Here is a 13,690-nt window from a genome sequence, read left to right as displayed (position 1 = left end):
AATCTTAAAGCGCCCAATCCATTGGGTCCATCGGCGTGCATGTGGTCGTCATCGCCTGCGCCCCGGTCGCTTCGCCGGCGTTTTGAATGGCCAATGTGACCTCATTAAGGTGAAGCGCGAAATCATTGGACAGACGGCACGGGCGTTTTTCGGCCAGTGCTGCCAGCATCTCAGCCGGTCCCAGTGCGAAATTCATCGCCGCAGCCCCGCGACGCCCGACCTTGGGGTGGGTCGGTCCCGCCAACCGGATCCGTTTGCCGAACGGGCTATCAATCAAACGACGACGCAGCCGGAACCGTTTGTAAAACCGCACGGGCGCCGCGTTGTCCCAGGCCTTGCGCAAAGCCAGCACGCCGGTGTCACCGATCACCCGGATCTGGTGATCATGTGGCGCCACGATCGAACAGGTCAGCCGCACCACCGGGCCGTTTTCAAAAAACAACGTCGCCACAGAAACATCTGGCGCGCCACCGCGCACACCGCGTTTGTCAGGCAAAACCTCGGCCGAGGCCGCAACGACCGTGCGCACCGATCCAAACATCGCGATCAACCAGCTGAGGTAATAGCCCGCATGTTCTAACGTGCAGCCGACGCGAAATTCATCCTCATAGGGCCAGGGCGCGCCGCTTTCGCTGCGCCAATCCTCAACCGGAGCCTGCGGGATAAACCCATCATCCAGTTCCGCGTAGATCAGCCGGGGCACGCCCGCCACCTGATCGCGCACCGCCTTGGCCAGGGTTTGCGCCGCCTCTCCCAGCACACTGCAGGGGGCTGAGGCCAGCATCACGCCGCGCTCCTCCGCCATCCGGTGCAGATCCTGCGCGTCCGTCATGTCCATCGCCAAGGGTTTTTCGCAATAGCAATGATGCCCGGCCTCAATCACCGCCTGATTGATTTCAAAATGTGCCGACGGATTGGTCAAGTTCAGCACAATGCCGCCTTCGGGCAGGGCATCCAGCGCGGCGTCCAGAGTTTTGAACGCAGGGACGTTCCAGTGGCTACAAAAGGTCGCAGCACGGGTCGCTATCACATCGTAAGCACCAATAACCGTCACATTGGGAAAGGTTTCAAACGACCGCATATACAGATCCGCCACAAACCCGCAGCCAATCACCACCACTTTACCTTGCACCTGTTGTGTCATTATGTCCGACGCCCGTTATGAGACAAATGCACAGTCATTCTGTAAATCTGACAGCATTTTGTTGTAAAGTGAGCCTAGACCCGGGACCGTTGTCTGTGCAAACAGGTTTCAATCCCCCAACGACAGAATGCATGTGAAAAGCGATCAACGTAGCCCATGAAGTACGCCGCACCCGAGGCCAAAACGTGAAGTTCTGGATCAACGCATACTCCATTTCCGTGAACACGCCCGACTGGCCACATCTGCAGGCGAAGCTGACCCAGTATTTCGCGGCCGGTCAGGGGTTTGCACTGGCAACGTTGAACATGGATCATCTGGTCAAACTGGAAACTGATCAGGCCTTTCAGCATGCCTATGCAGAACAGGATATCGTGGTCGCGGATGGCAATCCGATTGTCTGGATGTCGCAACTGGCGGGCAGCCCGGTAGAACTGCAGCCGGGATCGGATCTTGTTTATCCCATCGCCCGGATCTGCGCCGAAATGGGCATTCCAATTGCACTGATCGGCAGCCGTGGCGAAAGCCTGAGCAAAGCGGCGGTTGCCCTGCGTGAGGCCCTGCCGGATCTGAAAATCGTCTACCAGAATTCCCCCACGATGGGGTTCAACCCGACAGGCCCAGAGGCCGCAGCCGTGTTAAATGCGGCCCAGACCGCCGGGGCGCGCATGTGCTTCCTCGCGCTGGGGGCGCCCAAACAGGAAGTCTTTGCCGCCTTTGGCCGTCAGGTCGCGCCCAAGCTGTCCTTTGCCTCGGTTGGGGCGGGTTTGGACTTCCTGTCAGGCGATCAGACACGGGCGCCGCTGTGGGTGCGTAAGATCGCGATGGAATGGCTCTGGCGCATGGTGACCAATCCCGGTCGCATGGTGGCGCGCTATTCGAAAAGCTTTATCGTGCTGCCCGGCCACCTGTTTCGCTCCGTCGTGCGTACGCAGGACTAACCGCCAGACATGCCAATTTGGCGGATCGGCGAAGGTCACAAAACTCGGCACCACGCTAATCCACTGATATGAAGCGAAAATTCAGAGCTATGTAACAGAATTTTGGCGCATCTTCGGGTGTCGCGTCACAAAACTTTAATCGATTTGTCAAATCCCCGACTCTGAGCATCTCTAGCAGACTGCCCTGAAGAAGCGGGGGCATGACATGCTGACAATCGAAAATCTCACCAAGGTCTTTGGCGCCAACACGGCGGTCGATAACGTATCGATCACAGTCGACAAGCCAATGATGATCGGGGTGATTGGCGCCTCGGGTGCCGGTAAATCCACCATGCTGCGGATGCTGAACCGACTGGAAGATGCCAGCAGCGGCCGCATCCTGTTTGACGGCAAGGACATCACCGGCCTGACCGGCGCGGACAAACGCAGCTGGCAGGCCGACTGCGCGATGATCTTTCAGCAGTTCAATCTGGTCCCGCGCATGGATGTTGTGTCCAACGTGTTGCATGGCACGCTAAACAAACGCTCCACCGCTGCGACCCTGTTCAACCTTTATCCGACCGCTGACATTCACCGGGCCTTGGACATCCTGGAACGTCTGGGCATCGCCGGTCACGCCGCCAAACGCGCCGAGGCGCTTTCGGGTGGTCAGCAACAGCGTGTGGCAATCGCCCGCGCCGTGATGCAGGACCCCAAGATCGTGCTGGCCGATGAACCCATCGCCTCGCTGGACCCGATGAACGCCCAGATCGTGATGGACGACCTGCGCCGCCTGCATGACGAAGATGGCCGTCTGGTCATCGCCAACCTGCACACCCTCGACACTGCACGCCGCTATTGCGACCGGGTGATCGGCATGCGCCACGGCCGCGTCGTGTTTGACGGAACGCCGGCGCAGCTGACCACCGGCGTGGCCCGCGACATCTACGGCGCCGATGCCAGCTTCTCAGAGGCGGCGACCAGCACCTCAATTGAGGCGCTGAACACCCCGGAAGCCATCCCTGCTTAATCGTTAAGACCAAGTTTTCATCTCCCGCGGCACAGGCCACGGGGCATCAACATCGGAGAGAGTAAGATGAAAAAACTGATCGCGGCCGTTCTGGCCACCACCGCCCTGACCACCCCGGTTCTTGCCGAGGACAAAGGCATCACCGAATTCCGCATCGGCCTCCTGGGCGGCGAAAACGCACAGGACCGTTTGAACAACAACGAATGCCTGCGCGCCAAAACCGAAGAAGTGCTGGGCGTGCCCACCAAACTCTTCGCCCCGGCCGACTATAACGGTGTGATCCAGGGCCTGCTGGGCGGCACCATCGACATGGCCTGGCTGGGCGCCTCGGGCTACGCCAAAACCTACCTGTCGGACCCCGAAGCGGTTGAGCCGATCCTGGTTAAAGTGAACGTTGACGGCGGCTACGGCTACTACTCGATCGGTTTTGCGCGCAAAGACAGCGGCATCGACAGCCTGGAAGCCATGAAAGGCAAGACCTTTGGTTTTGGCGATCCGAACTCGACCTCGGGCTTCCTGATCCCCTCGATCGAAATTCCTGAAGCCACCGGTTCAACCATGACCTCGGGTGATTACTTCGGCGAAGTGAAGTTCTCGGGCGGCCATGAGCAGACCATCGTTGGCGTTTACAACGGTGACTTTGACGGCGGCGTGACCTGGGCCGATGGTCTGGGCAACTGGGAAGATGGCTACAACTCGGGCGCCCTGCGCCGCGCGGTTGACGCTGGTCTGGTTGACATGAACGAGCTGGTCAAAATCTGGCAGTCCAAGCCGATCCCTGAAGGCCCGATCGTTCTGCGTAAAGACCTGCCCGAAGACGTAAAGGTCAAGTTCACCGCGCTGATGGCCTCGCTGCCGTCGATCGACCCTGACTGTGCCTACGGCGTTCTGTCCGGCGAAGCCAAAGGCGTGATGCCAATCGGCCACGACGCCTACGAAGTCATCATCGAAGCACGCAAGCTGAAGTCCAACTAAGCTTTGCTCTTTCATAAAACAGGCCCCGCATTCCGTGCCGGGGCCTGTTTTTACATGAGGTACCCATGGCCGATCTCACCGCCCATTCCCCGATTGAGGACATCCGTTCCAATTATCTGGAGATGACCCGCCGCAAACGGGTCTATAGCGCCGTCATGCTGGCGGTTTTTGTTGCTCTGATGGTTGCCGGTTTCAAAACCGCAGATAACCGCAACGCTGGCAGTTTCTTTGACGGGCTGCACCGCCTGTTTGATTTCCCCGCCGAGGTTCTGGGCGAAGCCAGCCAGAAACTGGCCGAGATGCCGGCCCATTTCGTGACCTTCCTGCCGTCGCTGATTGAGACGATCAACATCGCGGGCGCCTCTACCCTGCTGGGCGCGATGATCGCCATTGTGCTGTCGCTGCTCTCGACACGGGGCCTGGCCCGCTGGCCGCGCCTGATCCCGCTGTTCCGCCGTCTGATGGACATCTCCCGCGCGATCCCGGAAATCGTGGTGGCTTTGGTGCTGATCTTTGTGCTGGGCGGTGGCCCGGTGCCGGCGATGATCGCCATTTCGCTGCACACGGCCGGGGCGCTCGGAAAACTGTTTTCCGAGGTAAACGAAAATGCTTCGCTCAAACCCGTCGAAGGGCTGCATTCGGTGGGGGCCAATTGGACCCAGCGCATGGTTCTGGGCGTCATGCCGCAGGTCACGCCAAACTACCTCAGCTACGCGCTGCTTCGGTTTGAGATCAACATTCGCGCCTCGGCCATTCTGGGCTTCGTGGGCGCTGGCGGCATTGGCTATGACCTGAAAAACGCCATGTCCTGGGGCAAGGGCCAATATGATGAAGCCGCTGCGATTTTCCTCTTGCTGTTTGGCACCATCGTGCTGGTCGATCAGCTGTCCTCTGCCCTGCGTCACCGCCTGACCCACGGCGCACAAACCGCCCCTAAACAGAAGGAGGCCGTGCAATGACGATGGCATCTGATCCCACCACCCTGAAGCCGCAAATCGATACGCTGTTTCTGCGTAAACGTCTGTTGGCCTTTGGCCTGCCCGCGCTGATCCTGGCCTATTTTACCTATATCTTTGTGGCCTTCGATATGGCCGGCCTGTCGGAGCGGGCCAATCTGGACAATGGCAAAACCCTGATCCGGGACAGCTACAGCTACAAAACCCATGTCACCCGTGACAACCGCAACGCCGCCGTCAGCATCGCCATCGAGGGTGAGCGCAAGGGCGCCTATCCGGACGGCGAAGCCCCTGCCTGGGTGGCGCTGGGTGAGGAAACGGTGATCGATCTGGGCGACGGGCACATCGTGACCTTTGGTCCCAAACAGGTCAGCTATGACATCCCCGGCTATGGCCTCGTGGTCACGGAACCGGGCCGTCGTGGTGTGCAGGCGCAGCTGCCCGAAGGCGACGTGCCCGAATGGATCAATGCCTCAAAGAACCGGCTGGCGATCTACACCGATGCGGGCCGCCTGACGGTAACCCGCAACCGCTCTGAGGTGTTCAAATACAACTACGGTTGGGAAGTGTTCTTCTTCACCCTGGATAGCCCCTACCACGGCATGGGTCTGGGGGAACTGCTGAGCCGCGCCACCAGCGGCGAAGCGGGTGCCATTGCCAATGACTTCTGGACCAACAAGATGTGGCGTCACGCCGATGTGGCCTGGGCGATCTTTGAAACGATCCTGATGGCCTTCCTCGGCACTTTCGGGGCGGCGATGGTTTCCCTGCCGCTGGCCTTCCTTGCAGCCAAAAACTTTGCCCCGTTGCTGGCGATCCGCTTTGCGATGCGGCGGATGTTTGACTTCTTCCGTGGGGTAGACGCGCTGATCTGGACGATTGTCCTGTCCCGCGCCTTTGGTCCCGGCCCGCTGACCGGCGCGCTGGCGATCCTGATCACGGATACCGGCAGCTTCGGCAAGATGTTCTCGGAAGCGCTGGAAAACGTTGACGACAAACAGATCGAAGGCATCCAGTCCACCGGCGCCAAGCCGCTGCAGCGCTACCGTTTCGGCGTGCTGCCGCAGATCACCCCGGTGCTGCTCAGTCAGGTGCTCTATTTCCTGGAATCCAACACCCGTTCGGCCACGATCATCGGCGCTATTACCGGGGGTGGGATTGGCCTGCTGCTGACACAGGCGATCATCACCCAGAAAGACTGGGAAGAGGTGTCCTATTACATCGTGCTGATCATCCTGATGGTGATGCTGATGGACTGGCTGTCGGGCATTCTGCGCCGCAAGCTAATCAAAGGATAAGGGGAGCCTCCCGCCCCCTTATTGTGAGGCTCGCCGGATACCTCCCCCCGGCGGGCCTCCTTTAGTTTTAAGAAAGGAAAAACCATGCCCCGGCTGACTGCGGACGCCCCGTTCCTGCATCCCGATGTTGAACTGAAAAACGCCAGTTTTGGCCGCTACTGCGAGGTTGGCAAAGGCAGCCGCGTACAGAACGCGGATTTTGGCGATTATTCCTACTGTGATCGTTACGCGGATGTGGCCAATGCCGATGTCGGCAAGTTTGCCAATATCGCCAGCTATGTGCGGATCGGGGCCACCGACCATCCGATGCACACTGCCAGCATGCACCATTTCCTCTATCGCTCTGATGACTATTGGGATGAGGCTGGCGTGGATGAGGCATTTTTTGCTGCTCGTGCTGCACGGCGGGTGCGGATCGGGCATGATGTCTGGATCGGCCACAACGCCCAGATTAAGCCTGAGATCGCCATTGGCCACGGCGCCATTGTCGCCTCAGGCACAGTGGTGACCAAGGATGTTGCGCCCTACACCATCGTCGCAGGCGTCACCGCCAAGCCATTGCGCCGCCGGTTTCCCGAAGCGCTGGCTGAGCGCATTATCGCCCTGGCCTGGTGGGACTGGGATCATACCCGCCTGAAGGACGCCCTGCCCGATTTCCGCGCGATGCCGGCTGAGGCGTTTTTGGAAAAATACGAAGCGTAAGGCCACCCGGATACGCGACCTCAAAAAAATGCGGCCCCTGGGGGAGGGGCCGCAAGACAGGGTCTCAAATTGGGGATAATGGAAAAGAGTTACCTATTGAAAAAGGGCGCTTGATACGTCCCTTGAGGTGACCCTAGCAGCGATCTTTGACAGTTGCGTGACCGCTGAATGACAGTTCATCCCTGTGGTCAGATTTAACCGATCACTCTGCCGCGAGGGGCACATTACCAGCCTGCAGTTTCACAAACCGCTGCGCCGCCTCTCCCGCTAGGAAGGACAAGCGGCCATCGCTGATGGTTGCCTCCACGGCGCGGCTTTCCTTATGCACCACCACCAGATCGGCCCGCTTGCCGGGGGCAATCACACCACGATCTGCCAGCCGCAGAATGTCGGCGGGCCGTTCTGAAATCAGCGCCCAGGCGGCTGGCAGGGTCAGCACGCCCTGATCCACAAGCGCAAAAGCGGCCTGAGACAGCGCCGGGTAAAAGTAATCAGAAACCAGCGCATCACACAGCCCTTCGCGGATCAGCTGCGTTGCTGAAATATTGCCCGCCTGCGACCCGCCACGCACAACATTCGGCGCCCCTAGCAAAACCGGATCCCCCATCGCCGAAGCGGCAGCTGCCGGTGGCCGTTTGGTGGGGAATTCACAGATCCGCGCGCCGATCATTGCGTAGTGTTCGCGCTGTTCAGCGCTTTCATCATCGTGCGATCCGTAGATCACGCCGAGAGTATCAAATGCCTCAGCCAGCCGGCACAGGTGGCGCGGCACCTCGGTGGATCGGGCATTGGCCTCCTCCACGATGCGCAGATGTTCCCGTGCGGTGCGGCCATTGCGGGCTGCCCATTGCGCAATCATTGCCGGGTTGGTTTCAGCGCCGATCAGCGCTTCGTCCAGGTGGTTGTTGAACACCACATAGTCGACGCCGTAGCGCCGGATCGCCGCCAGCAACTGATCACCGCTGTCGATCATATGGGTTTCATAACGGATTTGCAGGCGCAGGTCGGTCAATGATTCGGCGCGGTAGCGCACCAGCGTGTCCAGCACCTCCTCGGTAAAACCCGGGCTGCGCATGCCACCCTCCCAGGACCAGCTTTGTGCCAGCCAAGCGGTGGTCACCCCGTTTGCCGCCGCATCGCGGTCGGTCATCCGCAGCCCGGTGGCAATCGGAAACGGCGCCGAAGGGCGCGGGGCGATGTGGCGTTCAAAGGCGTCGCCATGCAGGTCAATGATCCCCGGCAAGATGTAATAGCCCGACAGGTCCACCGCAGGATGCGGGCCCTTGGTAAACCGTCCGTTTTCGATGGCAACGGAACGGTCTTGCAGTTCACCGTCCCGCAGAACGGTCGCGCCGGTCAGACGCAAAGGGGGGAGCTGATTAAGCATCTGCCTGCCTCATGCTGGGTTTGCCCCTTCCCTACGCCGCTTCTGTGTCGGCGAGGTGACAGGCCCGCAGTTGGCAGAAAAAATGCGCGTTTTCTAACGTTGCTCTAATCTTCCAGCACCAGCGTCATCCGGTCCCCGACCCACCATGTGTAGCCAAACTCAACCGGCAGACCCTCAAGATCGACATTGACGCTGATGGTACGCAGGATCGGCGCCCCTTCTGAGATGTTCAGCTGCGTGGCCTGCGTGGCCGTCGCCAGAACGGCGGTCATCCGGGTGACCGATCGCGTGTAGTCCCGCACCCCGGCTGCGGCCAGCGCCTTGGTCACTGAGGCATGCTGTTCCAGCCCCTCAATCAGATGCGGAAACCGGGCCCCGGGAAAGACTGAGCGCGACACCGCAATTGGCACGGTATCAGCCAAGGAGACCCCTTCATACACATGAACCGGATCGCCTTTGGTCAGATCCAGCGCCTCAGCCTCCTCGCTGTCGCAGGGGCGGGTTTGCAGGGACAGCAGCCGCTTGTCCGCCGACCGCCCCGCCGCCGCGATATTCTGGTGAAACCGCACCCGGCGGCCGATGGGGTATTCCGTGGGCTCTGCCATCACAAAGACCCCGGCGCCGCGGCGCGATTGGGTCAGCCCCTGTTCCTGCATATCCTGCAATGCGCGGCGCACGGTGTGGCGGTTCACACTAAAGCGCGAGGCCAGCTGCGCCTCGGTCGGCAGTTTGTCCCCAGGGCTGTAATGGCCCACCGCAATTTCATTGCTGAGCGTGGCTGCGATGGATTTCCAGATCGGTGTTTTGGCCATGGTGTCACCAAGATTTCACAAAAATGCATCTTGTCGGGACAAGCGAGTCGCCCCTATGATTTGTCTAGTTGTATAGAACATTAGACAAATCTGCAAGGTGTCTAGATGAGCCAAAACATCCCGCAACTTTCACCGCAGGAGGCCCAGCGCAAAGCGTGGATGGGTCTGCTTGCCAAAGCCCCGGAGGCGCAGCTGATCGCGCTTTGGGGGGAACGCCCCGATCCCGAACATGAGGTGCTGCGCGCACCTGAATTGGGCAGCACCATGGTCCGGGGCCGTATCGGCGCCACCGGCAATGCCTTTAACCTGGGAGAGATGACGCTAACCCGCTGCTCAGTCCAGCTGTCAGGCGGTGCCGTCGGCCACGCCTATGTGCAGGGCCGCAGCAAGGAAAAAGCCCGGATCGCGGCGCTGGTTGATGCCCTGATGCAGACCGACGCCGAAGATGAGATCCGCGCCGAGATCCTGTCACCGCTGGCCGCCACGCAACAGGCTGACAAGGCCGCCCGCGCAGCAAAAGCCGCCGCAACCAAAGTTGACTTCTTCACCATGGCACGAGGCGAAGACTGATGGAGAGCACCCTGCACACACACAGCCTTGGCGGTGGGTTTTCCCAAGCGCCGCAGCAATCCGCCCGCGCTTTCCGTGCGATCATGAACGCAATGGCCCGCCCTGGCAGCATTGAAACCCTGGCCGAGGCCCAGCCGCCCGCCCCCATGTCACAAGCCGCCGGCGCACTGGCGCTGGTGCTGCTGGATCACAATACGCCGGTGTATCTGGCGGGCGATTGGGACTGCCCCGCGGTGCGTGAATGGATCACCTTCCACACCAGCGCCCCCTTTGCATCAGCTGAGGATGCCGATTTTGCCTTTGGCGACTGGGCCGCGCTGCAGCCGCTCAGCGCCTATCGCATTGGCACGCCGGAATACCCTGACCGCAGCGCCACGCTGGTGGTAGAGATGCCTACGCTGACCAACACCGGCGCCACCCTGACCGGCCCCGGCATCAAGGACAGTGCCCAGCTGAACCTGCCGGATATCCCAGCCCTGCAGGCCAATGCCGCTTTGTTCCCGTTGGGGTTTGATCTGTTTTTCAGCGCGGGTGACCAGCTGGCCGCCCTGCCCCGTTCCACCAAAGTGAGGACTGCCTGATGTATGTCGCTGTAAAAGGGGGCGAAAAGGCCATTGATGCCGCCCACGCCTGGCTGGCCGAGGAACGCCGTGGTGATACCTCTGTTGCTGAACTTTCCATCGCCCAGATCCGCGAACAATTGGCTCTGGCCGTGAACCGGGTGATGGCCGAAGGCTCGCTCTATGATCCTGATCTGGCAGCCCTTGCCATCAAACAGGCCCGCGGAGATTTGATCGAGGCGATCTTCCTCATCCGGGCCTATCGCACCACCCTGCCCCGCTTTGGCGCGACCCTGCCTGTGGAAACGGCTGAGATGGCCTGCGATCGCCGGATCAGCGCCACCTTTAAGGATGCCCCGGGCGGTCAGGTGCTGGGCCCGACCTTTGACTACACCCACCGCCTGCTGGACTTCAAATTGGCCGCAGAAGGGGAGGCCCCCGTCGCCCCCACCCGTGAGGCCAGTCAAGAAGCCACGCCGCATATCACCACCTTCCTGAAACAAGAGGGCGTGATCCAGACCGAGGTCGATCAGGGGGACACCCCGCGCGATCTGACCCGCGAACCGCTAGAACTGCCGGCCGACCGGGCGCTGCGTCTGCAATCGCTGACCCGCGGGGATGAGGGTTTTGTCCTCGGCATGGCCTATTCGACCCAGCGCGGTTACGCGCGCAACCACGCCTTTGTCGGCGAGCTGCGCATCGGTACCTGCGCCGTTGAGATGGAGATCCCCGAACTGGGCTTTGCCATCGAAGTTGGTGAGTTGGAGCTGACAGAATGTGAAACCGTGAACCAGTTCACCGGATCCAAAACCGAGCCGCCGCAGTTCACCCGCGGTTACGGTCTGGTTTTCGGGCAATCTGAGCGCAAGTCAATCTCAATGGCGCTGGTGGACCGTGCATTGCGTTGGGAAGAACTGGGCGAAGACAATATGGGCGCGCCGGCGCGGGACGCAGAATTTGTCCTCTACCATGCGGATAACATTCAGGCGACGGGCTTCCTTGAGCATATCAAGCTGCCGCATTACGTCGATTTCCAATCGGAGCTGGAGCTGGTGCGCAAACTGCGGGCTGAGGCCGAGGAGAACTTGGCAAGCGCCGCGGCAAACACCGTGCCGGAGGCGGCGGAATGAGCCTAGTCGCCCCCACCCCCGGATCCGCCAGAGGATACGCTGGAGGCCTCACCGCCCAGCGACCCGGCGCCCGCAGGCGGGCTGTCGCTGCGCACTTCGGCGTCAAAGGCGGCGGTCTGCGCCAGATGGGTCCGCTCCATGCCGCGACCCGTTTCGGCGTGGCCCGGTTTACCCGGCTTAACGGGGCGGTTCGCCCAGCGGATCGCAATCCACACCAGACCGCCAAACAGCAGCACCGTGATCGATTGAGCAAGAATATCAGCCATCGTCCATTGCGCCTTCAGGTTGGGACGTTGCGCCCATCCTCAATCGCCAGAACCGTCCCCGTCAACCGATACATCATCGATCCCATGGGTGTAGGTTGTGCGACTTCGGGTTTTCTTGGCCTTCGGGGCGCCGGCATTGGCGGCAATCAGAACAACAGCGGCGACGGCAATGATAATCAGCCCCGCCACTGCGTAAGCAAACAGATCTTCAAATGTCATCTCGGCCTCCGCGCTGAGACACCTTTGGCAGAAAGGGTTGGCTATGTCCGACTATAACTTCGCCTATCTTGATGAACAAACCAAGCGCATGATCCGCCGCGCCATCCTGAAAGGGCTGGCGGTGCCGGGCTATCAGGTGCCATTTGCCAGCCGCGAAATGCCGATGCCCTATGGCTGGGGCACCGGTGGCGTGCAGGTTTCTGCGGCGGTGCTTTGCCCCGAAGACACAATGAAAGTGATCGATCAGGGCGCCGATGACACGACCAATGCGGTCTCCATCCGCAAGTTTTTTGAAAACACCGCTGAGGTTGCCACCACCGAGGCCACCGAGGAGGCGGATGTCATCCAGACCCGCCACCGCATCCCCGAGCAGGACCTGCGCGAGGATCAGATCCTGGTCTATCAGGTGCCGATCCCGGAACCGTTGCGCTTCCTTGAGCCGAGTGAGGTGGAAACCCGTAAGATGCATGCGCTGGAAGAATACGGGCTGATGCATGTGAAACTTTACGAAGACATCGCGCGCAACGGTGCCATTGCGACGGCCTATGCCTATCCGGTGAAGGTGGAGGGGCGCTATGTGATGGATCCCTCACCGATCCCCAAATTCGACAATCCCAAGCTGGAAATGGCCGCCGTGCAGCTGTTTGGCGCCGGTCGCGAACAGCGGATCTATGCGCTGCCGCCTTACACGCAGGTGGTCAGCCTAGACTTTGAAGATCACCCCTTTGATCCCTCCAAGGCCGATCATCCCTGCGCGCTCTGCGGCAGTGAGGACAGCTATCTGGATGAGGTCATCATGGATGACAGCGGGCGGCGGATGTTCGTCTGCTCGGACACCGATTACTGCCAGTCGCGCCGTATGGCCGGGCATGTGGGCACCGAGGGTGTGCCGTTTGAGGAGGCTTCGCTATGACCCCGCTTCTGCAAGTGCGTGACATCGCAAAATTCTACGGCGGCCGGATTGGTTGCACCGACGTATCCTTCGACCTCTACCCCGGTGAAGTGCTGGGCATCGTCGGCGAATCCGGGTCGGGCAAATCCACCCTGCTGAACTGTCTGGCGGGTCATCTGCCCCCGGATCAGGGTGAGGTCCTGTTTGACACCCGCGCCGACGGACCGCGCGATACGGTCACCATGTCCGAGCCTGAGCGCCGGATGCTGGGCCGCACCGACTGGGCCTTTGTGCATCAGCATGCCCGCGACGGGCTGCGCATGGGGGTCAGCGCCGGTGGTAACGTTGGTGAACGGCTGATGGCGGTTGGCGCATGTCACTATGGCGACATTCGCGAACAGGCGCTGGACTGGCTGGACCGGGTGGAAATTTCCGGCGACCGTATCGATGACCGCCCCAGCGCTTTTTCCGGCGGCATGCAGCAGCGTCTGCAAATCGCCCGCAATCTGGTCACAGGTCCACGGCTGGTCTTCATGGATGAACCCACGGGGGGTCTGGATGTTTCGGTGCAGGCGCGTCTGCTGGACCTTTTGCGCGGACTGGTGCGTGACATGGGGCTGAGCGCCATCATCGTGACCCACGATCTGGCCGTTGTGCGGCTGCTGGCCGATCGCCTGATGGTGATGAAATCCGGCCATGTGGTGGAACAGGGTCTGACCGATCAGGTGCTGGATGATCCGCAGCATGGCTACACCCAGCTGCTGGTCAGCTCGGTCCTGCAGGTCTGAGAACGGAGGCGGGGGCGCTGCCCCCGCACCCCCGGAGTATTTTT

The 13,690-nt window shown here is 60.8% G+C and carries 16 protein-coding genes; 11 read left to right on the top strand and 5 right to left on the bottom strand.

The genetic code is table 11. The annotated features are described in order from the left end of the window. Positions 1–4: 4 nt before the first annotated feature. Entirely contained in the window at positions 5–1,144 is a 1,140-nt protein-coding gene (locus TL5118_RS08990) for a Gfo/Idh/MocA family protein (RefSeq protein ID WP_058242584.1), read from the bottom strand. Between the two features lie 185 nt (positions 1,145–1,329). Here TL5118_RS08990 and TL5118_RS08985 point away from each other — a divergent pair, with 185 nt between their 5' ends. The 6 genes from TL5118_RS08985 to TL5118_RS08960 all read left to right on the top strand — a co-directional run bounded on the left by TL5118_RS08985 (position 1,330) and on the right by TL5118_RS08960 (position 7,022). Next, positions 1,330–2,082 carry a WecB/TagA/CpsF family glycosyltransferase gene (locus tag TL5118_RS08985; RefSeq protein WP_058242583.1) on the top strand — a complete coding sequence of 251 codons (753 nt, stop codon included), beginning with the start codon at positions 1,330–1,332 and terminating at the stop codon, positions 2,080–2,082. Positions 2,083–2,287: 205 nt separating this feature from the next. Continuing rightward, entirely contained in the window at positions 2,288–3,091 is an 804-nt protein-coding gene (gene phnC / locus TL5118_RS08980; protein WP_058242582.1) for a phosphonate ABC transporter ATP-binding protein, read from the top strand. Positions 3,092–3,157: 66 nt separating this feature from the next. Continuing rightward, a complete protein-coding gene (gene phnD / locus TL5118_RS08975; protein ID WP_058242581.1) occupies positions 3,158–4,066 on the top strand; it encodes a phosphonate ABC transporter substrate-binding protein in 909 nt (302 codons plus the stop codon). A gap of 65 nt (positions 4,067–4,131) precedes the next feature. After that, positions 4,132–5,025, top strand: a complete 894-nt coding sequence (gene phnE, locus TL5118_RS08970) for a phosphonate ABC transporter, permease protein PhnE (RefSeq protein WP_058242580.1) — start codon at positions 4,132–4,134, stop codon at positions 5,023–5,025. Further along, positions 5,022–6,320, top strand: coding sequence for a phosphonate ABC transporter, permease protein PhnE (phnE, locus tag TL5118_RS08965; RefSeq protein ID WP_058242579.1), 1,299 nt, complete (start codon positions 5,022–5,024; stop codon positions 6,318–6,320). The genes phnE (TL5118_RS08970) and phnE (TL5118_RS08965) overlap by 4 nt, the downstream gene beginning before the upstream one ends. Before the next feature lie 84 nt (positions 6,321–6,404). Beyond that, a complete protein-coding gene (locus TL5118_RS08960; protein WP_058242578.1) occupies positions 6,405–7,022 on the top strand; it encodes an LbetaH domain-containing protein in 618 nt (205 codons plus the stop codon). A gap of 202 nt (positions 7,023–7,224) precedes the next feature. On the opposite strand, the gene TL5118_RS08955 is transcribed toward TL5118_RS08960, so the two are convergent. Next, on the bottom strand, positions 7,225–8,409 hold the full coding sequence (locus tag TL5118_RS08955) for an alpha-D-ribose 1-methylphosphonate 5-triphosphate diphosphatase (protein WP_058242577.1): 1,185 nt from the start codon (positions 8,407–8,409) through the stop codon (positions 7,225–7,227). 104 nt (positions 8,410–8,513) lie between these two features. Beyond that, entirely contained in the window at positions 8,514–9,221 is a 708-nt protein-coding gene (gene phnF / locus TL5118_RS08950) for a phosphonate metabolism transcriptional regulator PhnF (protein ID WP_058242576.1), read from the bottom strand. Positions 9,222–9,326: 105 nt separating this feature from the next. Between phnF and phnG the strand changes: the two genes are divergently transcribed. The 3 genes from phnG to TL5118_RS08935 are packed head-to-tail and all read left to right on the top strand — an operon-like array spanning position 9,327 to position 11,481. Beyond that, positions 9,327–9,791 carry a phosphonate C-P lyase system protein PhnG gene (phnG, locus tag TL5118_RS08945; protein ID WP_058242575.1) on the top strand — a complete coding sequence of 155 codons (465 nt, stop codon included), beginning with the start codon at positions 9,327–9,329 and terminating at the stop codon, positions 9,789–9,791. Continuing rightward, positions 9,791–10,372 (top strand): phosphonate C-P lyase system protein PhnH, encoded by a 582-nt coding sequence (phnH, locus tag TL5118_RS08940; RefSeq protein ID WP_058242574.1) that lies wholly within the window; start codon positions 9,791–9,793, stop codon positions 10,370–10,372. Before phnG ends, phnH begins: the two co-directional genes overlap by 1 nt. Then, positions 10,372–11,481: a carbon-phosphorus lyase complex subunit gene (locus TL5118_RS08935; protein WP_058242573.1), complete on the top strand. Its 1,110-nt coding sequence runs from the start codon at positions 10,372–10,374 to the stop codon at positions 11,479–11,481. The genes phnH and TL5118_RS08935 overlap by 1 nt, the downstream gene beginning before the upstream one ends. A gap of 2 nt (positions 11,482–11,483) precedes the next feature. Here TL5118_RS08935 and TL5118_RS08930 read toward each other — a convergent pair whose 3' ends face one another. Together TL5118_RS08930 and TL5118_RS08925 are read right to left on the bottom strand one after the other, a co-directional pair. Continuing rightward, entirely contained in the window at positions 11,484–11,747 is a 264-nt protein-coding gene (locus TL5118_RS08930) for a hypothetical protein (RefSeq protein WP_058242572.1), read from the bottom strand. Between the two features lie 39 nt (positions 11,748–11,786). Continuing rightward, a complete protein-coding gene (locus TL5118_RS08925) occupies positions 11,787–11,966 on the bottom strand; it encodes a hypothetical protein (RefSeq protein ID WP_058242571.1) in 180 nt (59 codons plus the stop codon). A gap of 43 nt (positions 11,967–12,009) precedes the next feature. On the opposite strand from TL5118_RS08925, the gene TL5118_RS08920 reads away from it, so the two are divergent. Then, on the top strand, positions 12,010–12,879 hold the full coding sequence (locus TL5118_RS08920; RefSeq protein WP_058242570.1) for an alpha-D-ribose 1-methylphosphonate 5-phosphate C-P-lyase PhnJ: 870 nt from the start codon (positions 12,010–12,012) through the stop codon (positions 12,877–12,879). Continuing rightward, entirely contained in the window at positions 12,876–13,646 is a 771-nt protein-coding gene (gene phnK / locus TL5118_RS08915; RefSeq protein ID WP_058242569.1) for a phosphonate C-P lyase system protein PhnK, read from the top strand. The genes TL5118_RS08920 and phnK overlap by 4 nt, the downstream gene beginning before the upstream one ends. Positions 13,647–13,690: the final 44 nt, after the last annotated feature.

Origin of the sequence: Thalassovita autumnalis, from assembly GCF_001458255.1 — a bacterium.
Lineage (GTDB): Bacteria > Pseudomonadota > Alphaproteobacteria > Rhodobacterales > Rhodobacteraceae > Thalassobius > Thalassobius autumnalis.
Note: the sequence above shows the minus strand (reverse complement) of the source record. Positions and strands in the feature narration are given on the sequence as shown.

What these genes read in the sequence shown, in the direction of transcription:
- TL5118_RS08920 (WP_058242570.1), top strand. Translation starts at nt 12,010, where the DNA reads ATGTCCGACTATAACTTCGCCTATCTTGATGAACAAACCAAGCGCATG.
- phnK (WP_058242569.1), top strand. Translation starts at nt 12,876, where the DNA reads ATGACCCCGCTTCTGCAAGTGCGTGACATCGCAAAATTCTACGGCGGC.
- phnC (WP_058242582.1), top strand. Translation starts at nt 2,288, where the DNA reads ATGCTGACAATCGAAAATCTCACCAAGGTCTTTGGCGCCAACACGGCG.
- phnD (WP_058242581.1), top strand. Translation starts at nt 3,158, where the DNA reads ATGAAAAAACTGATCGCGGCCGTTCTGGCCACCACCGCCCTGACCACC.
- TL5118_RS08935 (WP_058242573.1), top strand. Translation starts at nt 10,372, where the DNA reads ATGTATGTCGCTGTAAAAGGGGGCGAAAAGGCCATTGATGCCGCCCAC.
- TL5118_RS08930 (WP_058242572.1), bottom strand. Translation starts at nt 11,747, where the DNA reads ATGGCTGATATTCTTGCTCAATCGATCACGGTGCTGCTGTTTGGCGGT.
- phnH (WP_058242574.1), top strand. Translation starts at nt 9,791, where the DNA reads ATGGAGAGCACCCTGCACACACACAGCCTTGGCGGTGGGTTTTCCCAA.
- phnF (WP_058242576.1), bottom strand. Translation starts at nt 9,221, where the DNA reads ATGGCCAAAACACCGATCTGGAAATCCATCGCAGCCACGCTCAGCAAT.
- TL5118_RS08925 (WP_058242571.1), bottom strand. Translation starts at nt 11,966, where the DNA reads ATGACATTTGAAGATCTGTTTGCTTACGCAGTGGCGGGGCTGATTATC.
- TL5118_RS08990 (WP_058242584.1), bottom strand. Translation starts at nt 1,144, where the DNA reads ATGACACAACAGGTGCAAGGTAAAGTGGTGGTGATTGGCTGCGGGTTT.
- phnG (WP_058242575.1), top strand. Translation starts at nt 9,327, where the DNA reads ATGAGCCAAAACATCCCGCAACTTTCACCGCAGGAGGCCCAGCGCAAA.
- phnE (WP_058242579.1), top strand. Translation starts at nt 5,022, where the DNA reads ATGACGATGGCATCTGATCCCACCACCCTGAAGCCGCAAATCGATACG.
- phnE (WP_058242580.1), top strand. Translation starts at nt 4,132, where the DNA reads ATGGCCGATCTCACCGCCCATTCCCCGATTGAGGACATCCGTTCCAAT.
- TL5118_RS08960 (WP_058242578.1), top strand. Translation starts at nt 6,405, where the DNA reads ATGCCCCGGCTGACTGCGGACGCCCCGTTCCTGCATCCCGATGTTGAA.
- TL5118_RS08955 (WP_058242577.1), bottom strand. Translation starts at nt 8,409, where the DNA reads ATGCTTAATCAGCTCCCCCCTTTGCGTCTGACCGGCGCGACCGTTCTG.